This window comes from Streptomyces sp. NBC_01537 (genome assembly GCF_045040445.1).
In the GTDB taxonomy this organism is placed as follows: Bacteria; Actinomycetota; Actinomycetes; order Streptomycetales; family Streptomycetaceae; genus Actinacidiphila.
Window position 1 is genome coordinate 2,935,479 of sequence record NZ_CP109392.1, and the last position, 13,460, is coordinate 2,948,938.

Here is a 13,460-nt window from a genome sequence, read left to right on the forward strand (position 1 = left end):
CGTCCGCTCCCGCTGCTAGCCTCCGGTTCCGGAACCGGTTGGCGCGGGTGTTGCCGCACGTCCACAGGCGCCAGGGGGGCGAGGCGGGACCATGACGAGGAAGAGCGCCGACGCCGGTGCGAGCCGGACCACGATCCGGGATGTGGCGGCGCGGGCGGGGGTGTCGGCGTCGACCGTGTCGCGCGTCCTCGGCGGCACGTATCCGGCGAGCGGCGCGACCCGTACGCGCGTGATGCGGGCGGTCCGCGAACTGGACTACATCGCCGACGCGCGGGCCAAGGCGGTGGCGGGCGTCGGCACGCCCACGCTCGCCTTTGTCCTGGACGACATCACCGGGCCGTCGTTCGCGCTCATGGCGCACGGCGTGGAGCGCGAGGCGAGCCGGCTCGGCCATCTGTGCCTGGTGTGCAGCACGGACGGGGACGCCCGGCACGAGCTGGACTTCATCGAGACCATGCGTGCCCATCGGGCCGCCGCCGTCATTCTGGTCGGCGGCGGGGCGGACACCCCCGAGTACCGCGAGCGCATGGGCCGGGTCGCCGACTCGCTGGCTTCGGCCGGGTCGCGGCTCGTGCTGTGCGGGCGGCCTCCGCTGGCGCCCGGCGCGCCGGTGACGGTCATCGAGTACGACAACGAGGGCGGCGCCTACGCGCTGTGCGCGCATGTCCTCGCCCAGGGCCACCGGCGGGTCCTCTTCCTCGGGGGGAGCCCGGACCACAGCACGGCCCAGGGACGCGAGCGCGGCTGTCTGGCCGCCCACCGCGACCGCGGCATGGACCCGGACCCGGCGCTGCGGCTGTCCGGCGACTTCACCCGGGACTCGGGGTACCGGCTGATGCGACAGGCGCTGTCCCAGGGGCTGGAGTTCACAGCGGTGATCGCCGCCACGGACATGGTGGCGGCGGGAGCGCTCACCGCTCTGCACGAGGCGGGCCTGGACGTGCCGGGCGACGTCTCGCTCGTGGGCTACGACGACATCCCGTTCGCCCGCGATCTGCACCCCGCCCTGACGACGGTCCACGTCCCCTACGAGGAACTGGGCCGCCTGGCCGTCCGCACGGTGCTCGCCAGAACCCCGGGCGCACAGGACGAGCACCTGCTGCTGGGCACCCATGTGGTGGTACGCGACTCGGTGGCACCACCGGCGGACGCGCGCCGATGACCAGCAGCAGGGCCGGCTACTTCGCGTACATCAGGGTGCCGAGGCCGAGCTGGTCGTAGCCGCCGCTGTCGGAGCCGTAGTCACCTCCCCCGCCCTCAGGGGCGACGGAGTAGCACATCGCGGAGATGTACTTGTCGTCCAGGGAGATGCGCCGGTTGTAGTGGAAGTGGAGCATCGCCCACACGGGGCGGACCTGCCCGCGGGAGGCGGAGGAGATCACCGTCTGGGACGACTGGGCGCAGCTCTGCCCGGTGCCCCAGGTGTACGTGGTGAAGGGCACGTCGCTGCCGAGGTTGTACTTCGCGACGTACTGGGCGGCCTTCATGAAGCGACGGCTGTCGTACGAGTACAGGTCGTCGCCCTGGTTCCAGGCCATCTCGCAGATCGCGCCCATCTGGCCCATGCCGAGGACGGTGTGGCCCTGGTCGCGGCCGGACTCCTGCCACTGGCCGAGGCCGTAGCCGTCGGGGTCGGTGTACAGGTACGGCACGGCGTGCGCGATGGAGCCGTTGCCCGCACCCGACTTGAAGTACGTGACGGCCTGGTCGTACTTGCCGCTGTCCTCGTTGAGGATCCCGATGGCCAGGACGGAGGCCATGTTGCACAGGTCCCAGTTGGCCCAGTAGTTGGTGATGCAGGCGTCGTTGTGGTTGGTCAGGAAGCTGTTGTTGAGCGGGTAGAAGACGTTGGCCAGCAGCTCCTGGGCCGCGGCGAGGTCGAAGTCGTCGTAGTCGCGCATCAGCTCGCACGCGTTGGCGAACTGCCAGCCGTAGAGGCCGGACGCGAGGAACCGGTCGGCGTTGCCGCCGATCGACGTCAGTGTCGTCGACCAGGCGTTGAGGATCTTGGCGGCGCAGGCCGCGTTGGCCTCGGTGCCGCCGACCTTCCAGCGCAGCGCGTTCTGGTAGGCGGCGGCGATGTCGTTGTAGAGCAGGCTGTAGTTCTGTCCGGTGCCTCCGCGAATGATCGTCGCCGTCGCCCGGGGCGTCCAGGTGGACGCCGAGTGGGAGTTGGCGGTGAGTTTGTTCCAGCCGGACAGCCAGGGGTCGGTTCCCGCCGCGACCCTGACCTTGGCGCGGTTGATGTCTCCGGCGTTGTGCAGCATGCCGGGGTGGGTGAAGGCGGCGGGTGCCGCGTCCGCGGTGGCGGCTGTCAGGGCTGCCGCCGAGCCGCCGAGGGCGACGGCGGCGGTGAGACCTCCGGCGGTCCTCAGCAGAGCGCGGCGGTTCAACTCGTTCGGTGGCGGTGGCGGGACTGGGTTGTGGGGGTGTTCGCGGCGGCTCATCGCTCACAGCTCCATTCCAGGTGGGGGTCTAGTTGGGGGTGATGCTCACCTCTTCGAAGCGGGTGGTGCAGCGGGCCAGGGGGTCGCGCGAGCAGACCACGAGGCCCACGTAGTAGGGGACGTCACCGAACAGGGGGACCGATCCCGCGGCGAGGGAGGTCCAGGTGGCGCCGTCATCGGTGGAGACGTAGGCGGTGAAGGCGGTGCCCGCGCGCTTCAGCCGCAGCAGCAGAGGCAGTTGGACGGTCGTGGTGCCGGAGAAGGCGGAGGCGCCCGCGACGGTGGGGCGCAGCATGAGCTGCGCGGTGGTCCCGGCGGTGACGATCGCCCCGGCCGTCTGGTCGAACGGTGACAGGGACTTGGCCATCAGCAGGCCGACCCGGTCGGCGGTGGCGCCGGTACGGGAGACGAGCCGGGCGGTGACCTCGCAGTCGCCGGTGACGGGCTGCCGTACGAACTGCCCCGTCATTCCCTGGCCGTTGACCGTGAGGTCGGTGCCCGAGCCGCGCACGGTGAAGGCGCCGCCGGCGTAGGAGGTGCTGCCGGGCGTACGGATCGCCACCACGCCCAGCGTCCCGAAGGCGCGGTCGTCGAGCACCGGGTCGCCGAGGTCGCCGTAGGTCCACGGGTCGGGCGGCGGGGTGCCGACGGTGAGGGCGAGGGTGCCGGTGGCCTCGCCGGAGGCGTTGCCGGCGGTGGTCGTGAGGGTGAACTCGCCGGTGGCGGCGGGGGTTCCGGACAGGAGGCCGGTGCGCTTGTCGAGGTGCAGGCCGTCGGGCAGGCCCTCGGCCGCGAACCGTACGGGCTCGTGGGAGGCCCGCAGTAGATGACGGAAGGCGATGCCCTGGTTGGCGAAGGCCTCGGCGGCGGAGGTGAGTTGTGGCACGGAAGGGGTCGGCATCAGGGCGTCGGCGGGGTCCGAGCGCGGGCCACGGCCGCCGTGGTTGGTCTTCGCCACGGCGTAGTGGTAGGTCGTGCCGGGTGTGCCGGTGGCGTCGGCGTACCGGATGCGGGTGCCGAACCCGACCGGGCCGACCCCGGTCGCGATCGTCGCGTACGGGCCGTCGGGGTCGGCGGCCCGCAGGACCGCGTACCGGGCGGAGAGGTCGGGGTCGGTCCAGGCCAGCTCGACGGCGTCGGCGCCGGTTGTGGCGCTGAGGTCCCCGGCGGTACGGGTGGGGCGGGGTACGGACCAGACCTCGCCGGACGCGGAGGACGTCACGCTGACGTTGTCGAAGGCGCCGGTGCCGGTCTCGGCGTAGTCCTGGTCGACGCCGAGGCTGGAGGTGAGGGCGAGTCCCACGTACGCGGTGCGCCCCAACTCGACGTCCGTGGAGCCGACTTCGGTCCAGCGGATGCCGTCCGGGGAGATGGACCCGGTGCAGCGGCGGCCCTTGCGGGTCACCCGCACCCAGTAGGGGGCGCGCAGCCGGTAGCCGTCGCCGGCGCCCTCGACGTACGGGGCCTCCAGCGGAGTCGCGGACTCGGGCAGGGCGCCCAGGCTGGAGATCGGGAAGGACGCGGAGGTGGTGATCGTCTGCTGCTGGGACGGCGGCACGGGGGTGCTGCCGGTGGCGGAGACGGCCGCCCCGGTTGCGGGGCGCACGGTCCACACGCCGCTCCAGGTGTGCAGCGGCAGGCCCTGGACCAGCATGGACGCGTGCGCGGCGGCGGCGTCGAGGGAGGCGCGGAGGGTGACGCCGATCTTGGAGTACTGCGAGCTGAGCGGCCACACGATCCGCGCGGTGACCGTTCCGTCGCCGCGCAGCGGGAGGTGGGCCAGGCGGTAGGTGTCGGCGGTGCCGCTCGCCTCCAGCACGAACCGCTCCCCGTCGAAGGCGGCGGATCCGGCGCTGCGCACGTCCCCGACGTCCTGCGTGGACCAGGGCTCGGGGAGACCGGCGGTGGCCGCCGTCCAGGTGGAACCGCCGCTGTCCCCTTGGGCGTTGGTGGCAGTGACCGTGTAGTAGTACGTCCGGCCGGGGCGCACGGCGGGGTCCGTGTACGCCGGCCCGGCGATGCCGGAGGCCACGGTCCGGTACTCCCCCTCGGGCCCGGTCGCCCGCAGGACCGTGTAGCCGGTCGCCCATGCGGCCGGCAGCCAGGACACGGTGACCGAGCCGTCCTCGCCGACGGCCGTGACCCCGGCGGGGGCCGTGGGTGCGCCGCCCGGAGCGGGGGCCGTCGCTCCCGCGTAGGCGAAGGTGCCCCAGCTGGGCAGGTCGTCGTTGCTGCCCTCGACGACGCGGGCGCCGCCGGTGCCCCGGAAGACGGCGGCCTTGGTGTAGGGGGTGTCGAGGCCGCGTACGCCGGAGTAGTGGGCGTAGGCCATTTCGTAGATCGGGGGCAGGGTGCCGCGTCCGGTGGCCGAGACGGCCGTCTTGATGTACTTGCCGGTGCGGTCGAGGTCGGGCGTGAAGGGGACGTCGTTGCCGAGGTTGTAGTGGGCGGCGTACTCGACGTTGGCGAGGAGCCGGTTGTCCAGGTGGCCGTACAGGTCGACGCCCTGGTTCCAGGCGACCTGGGCGGCGTCAGCGAGGAGGCCGACGGCGAGCTGTTCGTGGCCCTGGTCGCGGCCGGACTCCTGGCCCTGGCCGGCGTCGGTGACGATGCGGTGGGGGACGCTGCCGTTGCCCGCGCCGGCGGCGGCGAAGCGGAGCGCGTCCTCGAAGAGCACGGGCTGCTCGCAGAACACGCCGATGGCCAGGATGGTCTGCAGAGCCGTCAGGTCCCAGTTGCCGTTGGCGTAGAGCATGTAGCCGGAGACGGCCGGATACCAGACGCGCAGGAAGGACTCCTCGCAGCGCGCGATGTCGGCGTCCGTCCAGCCGTCGTAGTCGCTGTGCCGCAGCAGCTCGGCGGCGTTGACGAACTTGAAGGCCTGCAGGCCCGCGCCGAGCGGCCCGTCGGCCCCGGTGACCACCGTCAGGGAGGCGGACCAGGCGTTGAGGATGTCCCGGGCCTTGTCGGCGTGGGCACGGTCGCCGGTGACGGACCAGATCAGCGCGTTCTGGTAGGCGGCGGCCGAGTCGGCGACCGCCTGGTTCTGGTAGTTGGCGGGGCCGCGGCCCCAGGAGGTGATCTGGCCGGTGTTCTGGATCGCGTACGCCGACTGCGAGCGGGCGTGGGCCGCGAGGGCGAGGTAACCGTCGTAGACCGGGGACTCCTTGGCGGCGATGGCGGCCTTCATCCGGGCCAGGTCGTCGGCGCTGTGCAGCAGGCCGGGGTGGGCGAAGGCTCTGCGTCCGGTGTCGTCCTGTGTGGCGGCCCGCGCCGTGCCGGGCACGAGCAGTCCGCTCGCGCCCGACGCCAGCAGCAGGGCCGCAGCACCGCCGAGGAAGCCCCGGCGGCTGGGTGCGGGGGGTGCGGGGATCGTCATGACGCGGCGGCCGCCTCGGCCTCGGCGGTGGTGAGGAACTTCAGGTTCGTCACGTGCTCGTTGTAGTACCACTGCACCGCGTCGGTGGTCAGGTACCAGGTGGGCTTCTTCATCGAGTCGGCGATGACCGTGCCGTTGATCACCAGGTTCTCGAAGGTGACGTTGCTGATGCCGTGATCGGCGTCGTAGCCGAGGAAGAGCGACGGGTTGGCGTGGGTGCCCGTGTAGGTGAGGTTCTTTACGTAGACGTCCTCGATGCCGGCGCCGACCGAGGTGTTGTACTTCGTGTTGTACATGACCCGCATGTGGATCACCTGGCCCCAGCGGAAGTCCTCGATGCGCACGTCCTCGATGTGCACGTTCTTGATGAGGTTGGAGTCGCCGGGGTTGAGGGCGATGCAGCCCTGGTAGCCCATCTGCGGTTCGCGGTGGTCGAGGATGTCGAGGTTCTTGATGACCAGGTTCTCGATGACCTCGGGGGCGTCGGTGTTGCCGTGCGTGCCGACGTTGACGGGGTGTGCGACGTCGGCCCACAGGGTGCAGTTCTTGATGGTGATGTCGCGGGTGTCACCGTAGTAGTCCCAGCGGTGGGCGTAGATGGCGAAGCAGTCGTCGGAGTTGCGCATGAAGCAGCCGTCGAAGACGATCCCGGTCGAGGAGAAGACGTCGAAACCGTCTCCATTTCCCTTCGAGCTGAACGAACGGGCCTTCTTCACATGGACGTTCTCGCTCTCGCCGAACGTGCCCGCATAGCCGTTCGGGTTCATGATGATGACGTCCTCGACGCGGATGTTCTTGCTGCCTTCGCAGAGGATGCCGCCGGGACCGGCGTTGAGCATGCCGTGGCCGGTGACGGCAGCCTTCTCCACGTTCTTGAAGAACACCTGCGCCTGCAGGACCGCGCCGCCCGCCAGGTACACGGTCTTGCCGCTGGGGACGGTGAGGATGCCTCCGGTCACGGTGTGCACGCCGGGGCCGAAGTAGATGACGTCCGGGTCGTCGGCGGCGGGCGGGCAGTGGTCGATGCGGTTGGTGATCAGATGCAGGCAGTCGAAGGTCTGGTCGTTGATCTGGATGACGAGGTCGCGCGGCTCGTCGAGGGTGAAGCGGAGGGTGTCGCCGAGGAGTTCGGGGGTGATGCCGAGGGCGTCCGGTCTCACGCGGGCCGTGGTGGTGCCGCCCTTGAGGTAGGTGACCTCGATCTCCACTGATCCGCTGAAGTCGAAGTACGCCATCGAGGAGTTGTAGACCTTGCCCGAGCCCGTGGTGGCGTTGATCTCCTCCAGCTGGGGCCGGTAGATGTCGAGGGTCTGCCAATCGCCGTCGGGGGTGCGGGCCTTCACCTGGAAGCCGGTGTTGGTCGGCATGGTGGACGGGCGCGGGTAGGTGACCAGCTTCGGCGCGGCCTCGCCCTCGCCCTCGTCCGCTGACGCGGTGGTCGGGGACGCGAAGCTCATGGCTCCGGCAGCGGCGACGGCAGCCGCCGCCTGGAGGGCGGAACGGCGGGACAGGGACGAGGACGTGTTCACACTCGGCTCCTTGCACACGGGGAGGAAAGGGATGAGAGCTGCGGGAGGAGTTACTTGAGGCCGGTGGTGGACATGCCGGCGACGAAGCCGCGCTGGGCGACCAGGAAGATCAGCAGTACGGGGACGACGTACATCACGGAGGCCGCGGCCTGGAGGTAGGCGACGGGCGTGCCGGCGGACGTGACGTAGGTGGTCATGACGGCGACGGCAAGCGTGGAGCGGTCGGTGGACAGCAGCAGCTGCGGGGCGATGAAGTCGCCCCACGACCAGGTGAAGGCGATGACGAAACTCGCCGCGAGGACCGGCTTGGACTGGGGCAGGAAGATCCGCCAGAAGATCCCGGTGTACCCGCAGCCGTCGACGATCGCGGCCTCCTCCAGCTCGCGGGGCAGCCCCGCGAAGAACTGGCGGAAGAGGAAGACGAGGTACGGGGCCCCGGCAAGGCCCCACAGCACCCACGGCCAGTACGTGTCGACCATGCCGAGCTTGGCGAACAGCAGGTAGGTCGGGAAGAGCGTGACGATCTGGGGCAGCATCATCGAGCCGAGCAGCACGCCGAACAGCTGCTTCTTGCCGGGCGCGTTCAGGCGGGCGAAGCCGAAGCCGACCCAGGCCGAGCTGAGGGTGACCAGGGTCGCGTAGATCGTGGCGATGATCAGGGAGTTGCGGGCGTAGCCGAGGAAGTCGATCAGACGGAAGGCATCGGCGAAGTTGCCCCACCGGACGTGGTCGGGCAGCCAGTGCACGGGCGAGGCGGCGAGTTCCGCCGGCGACTTCAGGCCGGTGAGGACGAGCCAGCCGAACGGGCCGAGGAACAGCCCGGTGACCACGACCAGGCCGGTGTAGAGGACGAGGCGGGAGGTGCGCACGCGCACCCCGGCCGCTGCGGAGCCGGGCTTCATCCGGGACTTCCCGTGGGGCTTCCCCTGGGGCTTCGCCCGGGGCTCCAGCTGGGTGGCGGTCACTTCTTCGCCTCCGGGTCGACGTTGTAGAACACCACGCCGGACGTGGCCTTGAAGATGAGTCCGGTCACGATGAGGATCAGGACGAAGAGCACCCACAGCAGCGCGGAGGCGTAGCCGTAGCGGCCGAGCGCGAAGTACTGCGCGAAGACGTGCATCATGTACATGTAGTTGGACTGCGGGATCGAGGTGACGCCCGCCGTGGTCGCGTCGGCGGACAGCAGCAGCGGCATGATGGTCTGCACCGAGGCGATCACCCCGGTCACGGTCTGGAACAGCAGCACCGGCGACAGCAGCGGCACGGTGACGCTGCGGAAGGTCCGCCAGGCGCTGGCGCCGTCGATGCGGGCCGCCTCGACGAGTTCGCGCGGTATGTCCTGGAGCCCGGCCAGCGAGATGATCATGATGTTGCCGGCGCCCCACAGCACCGTCATCAGGATCACGTAGCGGGCGTACGGGTCGGCGAGCCAGCCGATGGCGTCGATGCCGAAAAGATTCAGGACGCCGTTGGCCGCACCGGAGTTCGTGTCGAAGAGCTGCTTGAAGGCGATGCCGACTCCGACCGGCGGCACCACGGCCGGCAGGTACAGCAGCGTACGGAACAGGCCGCGCGCCCTGACCGGCCGGTTGACCAGGACCGCGAGCGCGAGGCCCGCGATGATCGACAGGGGCACCGAGGCGACGGCGAACAGCCCGGTGCGGCCCAGGACGTCCCAGGTCACGGGATCGGACAGCAGCTCACGGTAGTTGGCGAGGCCGATGAAGCGCCAGCGCGGGGACAGCCCGTCGAAGGTGGTGAGGCTCAGCCACAGGGCGAAGCCCATCGGCACGATCGTCAGCAGGAGGAAGCCGATGATCCAGGGCGCGGTGAACATGTAGAACGCCCGGTGCCGGCGCGCGGTCATGGACGAGCGCGGCCGGTCCACGGTTCGCGCGACGGAGGGTATCCGGCCTATCTGACTGACTGTCATCTCACCTGCTCCTTACCGCGCTTGAGCTGCTCGTTCATGGCCTGGTTCAGGTGTCGCGCGAGCGAGTCGACGGAGGTCTGGCCCCGCATCGCCGCGGGGGCGTACTGGTTGAAGATCGCGTCGAGGCCCTCCACCTTCGCGTAGGGGGTGAAGGAGACCACCGAGAAGTGCCTCAGCTCGGCTTCCTGCGCCTTCAGCACGCGCTTCTGGTAGTCCTTCTCCGCGGGCATCAGCGGGCGCAGCGACTTCAGGGTCGGGATGCCCCAGCCTCCTGACGCGCGCGCCTTGGCCGGTGCCTCGCCGAAGAACCACTCGAAGACCCGCCAGGCGGCGTCCTTGTTGCGGGACTTCCTCGTCATCCACAGTCCGGTGCCGCCCTGGCAGGAGCTCAGGCGCGGGCCGCCCGGGAAGACCGGGGCGGGGGCCAGCCGTGACAGCTTCGCCAGCTTCGGATCGGCGTTGATCAGGCCGCCGAGCCAGTAACCCGAGTTCGACATCGCCATGCGGCCCGCCTGGTAGGTGGGCCCGTCCCAGCCGTTGGGGTCGGGGTCGATGAGGCTCGGCCCGACTCCGGCCCTGGCGTAGCCGATGTACCAGCCCAGCGCGGTGCGGCCCTCGGGGGTCGTGAAGTCGAGCCGGGAGAAGTCGTCGCTGAAGAGGCTGCCGCCCGCGGCGGCCGTCAGATTCGCCAGGAGGCCGGTCTTGTTCAGGCCGTTGTAGCTGCCGCCGAAGACGGCCGTCCGGCCGCTCTCGCGCCGGGTGAGCCGCTTGGCGTTCTCCAGCCACTCCTCGTACGTCACCGGTTCGGTGTCCGGCGGGTAGGCGACGCCCGCCTTGTCGAAGTGCGCGGTGTTGTACCAGTACATCGAGTCCTGGGAGAAGTCCTTCGCCATGCCGTAGCGGGGGCCCTTGCCCTGCGTCCTGCCGTCGTAGCGCCAGACGTCGTTGACCGGGTCCAGGTCGTCGGCCCTGAGGACGGCGCTCCTGGCGAAGTACGGGTCCAGGTTCTCGGCGACGCCGCGCGCGATGAAGTACGGGGCGTCCACGGCCCCCACGCCGCGCACCAGGTCCGGCGGGTTGCCGTTGGTCATCATCGCGATCAGCTTGGTGATGTCGTACTTCACCGTGACGATCTTGACGCCGATGTCCTTCTGCGCCTGCTTGATGAGCTCCGGGGCGAGATCGTCGGGGTTGATCATCAGGGTGACCGTCTCGCCGGTCCCGCTCACGCCGCTGGCGACCTGAAGGGCGCAGCCGCTCAGCGCGACCGCGCCGGTCACGGCACCGCCCGCCGAGAGTGCGAGGAACCGGCGGCGGCTGGGGGGAGCGCCGGCGTGTGCGCGCATGAACGCCTCACTTCCGCTTCGGGTGGCACGGCACGACTCGGCTGTGGCAACCGTTCAGCCATCATGGCAACCGGTTGCCGTCACCGAGTGGCCAGAGTTTCTTCCTGTCGACAGGTCACGTCAAGGGTTCCTGCGGACATTCGAAAAGACCGTGTAACCCTGTCGACACGATCCGGTGGGCCTGAGAACCGCCCCTGACCTGCGATGAGTTGCCGTGGCGCGGGACCTCGTCCGGCTTCCGGACTTCCCCTCACACCGGCCGCCCGCGGCAGGGTGACAGCCGGTTGGCGGCACGTCCTGCGAGTCGGTGAGTAACCGCTTACGCGAAGCGCCCGAGGTCAGCCGCGTCGCCCCGACTCCCCACGGCATGGACCAATGCGGCCAAAGCGCATGAAGCCGCCCACTTTCCGTGATCCGCCGCACCGATTGACCCGCCGTTCGGGCCGGACATACGGTAGAAGACGCTTTCAGAAACATTTTCCCATCGCTCCAGGAGAATCATGCAGCCCAGCGCCCAGCCGCCGAGAGCCGTGTTCGCGATGGATCCGGTGCACCTCCCCCTGCTCTTCCCCCCGCCGCTCATGGCACGGCTGCGCGAGACGGCCGCCATCGACCCCGCACTCGTCGTCCGGGACTTCGCGGATCCGGCGGCGGCGGACGCACTCGCCGCGGCCGAGGTCCTGATCACCGGGTGGGGCTGCCCGCGCCTCGACGCCGGGGTGCTGGCCGCCGCTCCCCGGCTGCGTACCGTCCTGCACGCGGCGGGCTCCGTCCGCGGGCTGGTCGGCGACGCCGTGTGGGCCCGGGGGATCACCGTCGCCAGCGCGGTGACCGGCAACGCGCTGCCGGTCGCGGAGTACGCGCTCGCCATGATCCTGCTCGCCGGGAAGGACGTCTTCGCGTACCGCGACCGCTACCGCGCCACCCACGCCCAGCCCTCCCCCGCCGAGACCGCGGCCACCGGCAACCTCGGCCGCCGGGTGGGGATCATCGGCGCCTCGCGCGTGGGCCGCCGGCTGCTGGAACTGCTGCGGCCGTTCGACCTCACCGTCTTCCTGTACGACCCCTACGTGGACGCCGCCGGGGCCGCCGCGCTCGGCGCCGAGCCGCTGTCGCTGGACGACCTGCTGCGCCGCAGCGACATCGTCAGCCTGCACGCCCCCGACATCCCCGAGACCTACCGCATGCTCGACCGCGACAGGCTCGCCCTCATGCGCGACGGCGGCGTACTGATCAACACCTCCCGCGGTGCCCTGGTCGACCCCGTCGCGCTCTCCGAGGAGCTGGTCTCCGGCCGGCTGAGCGCGGTCCTGGACGTCACCGAGCCCGAGCCGCTGCCCGCCGGCTCCCCGCTGTACGGCCTGCCCAACGTGTTCCTCACCCCGCACATCGCGGGCTCGCTCGGCAACGAGCTGGAACGCCTCGGCCGCATCGTCGTCGACGAGCTGGAACGCCTGACCGCGGGGCTGCCGCCGGCCCACGAGGTGCGCCAGGCGGATCTGGCCCATGCCGCCTGATGCCCGCCCGGCCGGCCGGCGCACACGCGGGAAACCATGGGATACGGTTCCAGCACTCCCTGGCCGCGGGTCATGCGGCGAAGGGGCCGGACAGGCGAAGAAGGAGCCACAGCGGTGAGTCAGCGCAAGGCGTCGGACGACGCCGGACGGGCGACCATCCGGGACGTGGCTCAGCGGGCGGGCGTCTCGGTCGCCAGTGTGTCGCGCGTGCTGTCCGGCAACTACCCGGTGTCGGACGAGCTGCGCCGCCGGGTGATGAAGGTCGTACGCGACCTGGACTACGTCACCAACGCCCACGCCCGCTCGCTCGCCGGGGGCGGCGGCACACCGACCGTGGCCATCCTCATCAACAACATCACCGGCGCCGCCTTCGCGCACGTGGCCCAGGGCGTCGAGGGCGCGGCCTCGCTGCGCGGCTGGCTGTCGCTGGTCGGCACCACCGGGGACGACCCGGAACGGGAACTCTCGCTGGTCAACCTCATGCGCCAGCAGGCCGTCGCCGCGGTGATCCTGCTCGGCGGGGCGTACGACTTCGACGAGTACCAGCTGCGCATGGCCCGCTTCGCCCGTTCCCTGGACGCGGCCGGTTCGCACCTCGTCCTGGTGGGCCGGCCACCGCTGCAGGGCGACGTTCCCGCGACCACGGTGGACTACGACAACGAGGGCGGCGCCTACGCGATGGCCAGCCATCTGCTGTCCGCCGGTCACCGGCGGGTCCTGGTGCTGCCCGGCCACGCCGAACTCACCACGGCCCAGGGCCGCCTGACCGGTGCCCGGCGGGCCTTCGAGGCGTACGGCGTGCCGCTCGACCCGAAGCTGGTGCGGCACGGCAGTTACGACTACGCGTACGGGTACAACGCGGTCGGGGACGCCCTGCGGCACGGGCCGGACTTCACCGCGGTGCTGGCAGGCACCGACGTGGTCGCGGCGGGCGCCATGCGGGCGCTGGGCGCGGCCGGGCGCCGGGTGCCCGAGGACGTGTCGGTCGTCGGCTACGACGACATCCCGCTGGCCTCCCACCTCACCCCGCAACTGACCACCGTGCACGTCCCGTACGAGGAGATGGGCCGCGTCGCGCTGCGCGCCGTGGCCGACCGTCGCGAGGGCGGCGCCGACCGGCGCAAGGGCGGTGCCGGCGAGCACCTGGTGCTGGGCACCCATGTCGTCGTACGGCAGTCCGTGCAGCCGCCCCGCCGGGGCGACTGACCCAGAGCGGTGAGCGTGTTACGTAAGCGGTTTCCCGCTGCCGCCACCACATTCCCGGCATCCGTACGCCGCCCGCCTGGGCCCGCAGGAACACCGCTACAGC

Annotated in this window: 9 protein-coding genes; 3 read left to right on the forward strand and 6 right to left on the reverse strand. The window is 70.8% G+C overall.

Annotated features, from left to right (window positions below; genetic code table 11):
- Positions 1–91: 91 nt before the first annotated feature.
- A complete protein-coding gene (locus tag OG607_RS13475) occupies positions 92–1,162 on the forward strand; it encodes a LacI family DNA-binding transcriptional regulator (protein WP_405722896.1) in 1,071 nt (356 codons plus the stop codon).
- Positions 1,163–1,178: 16 nt separating this feature from the next.
- Here the strand turns inward: OG607_RS13475 and OG607_RS13480 are convergent, their stop codons facing one another.
- The 6 genes from OG607_RS13480 to OG607_RS13505 are packed head-to-tail and all read right to left on the reverse strand — an operon-like array spanning position 1,179 to position 10,634.
- Positions 1,179–2,447 (reverse strand): alginate lyase family protein, encoded by a 1,269-nt coding sequence (locus OG607_RS13480; RefSeq protein WP_405722899.1) that lies wholly within the window; start codon positions 2,445–2,447, stop codon positions 1,179–1,181.
- A 28-nt stretch (positions 2,448–2,475) separates the two neighbouring features.
- Entirely contained in the window at positions 2,476–5,826 is a 3,351-nt protein-coding gene (locus OG607_RS13485; RefSeq protein WP_405722901.1) for an alginate lyase family protein, read from the reverse strand.
- A complete protein-coding gene (locus OG607_RS13490) occupies positions 5,823–7,355 on the reverse strand; it encodes a glycosyl hydrolase family 28 protein (RefSeq protein WP_405722903.1) in 1,533 nt (510 codons plus the stop codon). Before OG607_RS13490 ends, OG607_RS13485 begins: the two co-directional genes overlap by 4 nt.
- Before the next feature lie 50 nt (positions 7,356–7,405).
- Complete coding sequence (locus OG607_RS13495) at positions 7,406–8,257, reverse strand: carbohydrate ABC transporter permease (RefSeq protein ID WP_405736736.1); 852 nt, start codon at positions 8,255–8,257, stop codon at positions 7,406–7,408.
- Positions 8,258–8,316: 59 nt separating this feature from the next.
- Positions 8,317–9,288, reverse strand: a complete 972-nt coding sequence (locus OG607_RS13500) for a carbohydrate ABC transporter permease (RefSeq protein WP_405722906.1) — start codon at positions 9,286–9,288, stop codon at positions 8,317–8,319.
- Positions 9,285–10,634, reverse strand: a complete 1,350-nt coding sequence (locus OG607_RS13505) for an ABC transporter substrate-binding protein (protein WP_405722909.1) — start codon at positions 10,632–10,634, stop codon at positions 9,285–9,287. Before OG607_RS13505 ends, OG607_RS13500 begins: the two co-directional genes overlap by 4 nt.
- A gap of 500 nt (positions 10,635–11,134) precedes the next feature.
- On the opposite strand from OG607_RS13505, the gene OG607_RS13510 reads away from it, so the two are divergent.
- Together OG607_RS13510 and OG607_RS13515 are read left to right on the forward strand one after the other, a co-directional pair.
- Positions 11,135–12,151, forward strand: a complete 1,017-nt coding sequence (locus OG607_RS13510; protein WP_405722912.1) for a hydroxyacid dehydrogenase — start codon at positions 11,135–11,137, stop codon at positions 12,149–12,151.
- Positions 12,152–12,265: 114 nt separating this feature from the next.
- Positions 12,266–13,357 (forward strand): LacI family DNA-binding transcriptional regulator, encoded by a 1,092-nt coding sequence (locus OG607_RS13515; RefSeq protein WP_405722915.1) that lies wholly within the window; start codon positions 12,266–12,268, stop codon positions 13,355–13,357.
- Positions 13,358–13,460 lie beyond the last annotated feature (103 nt).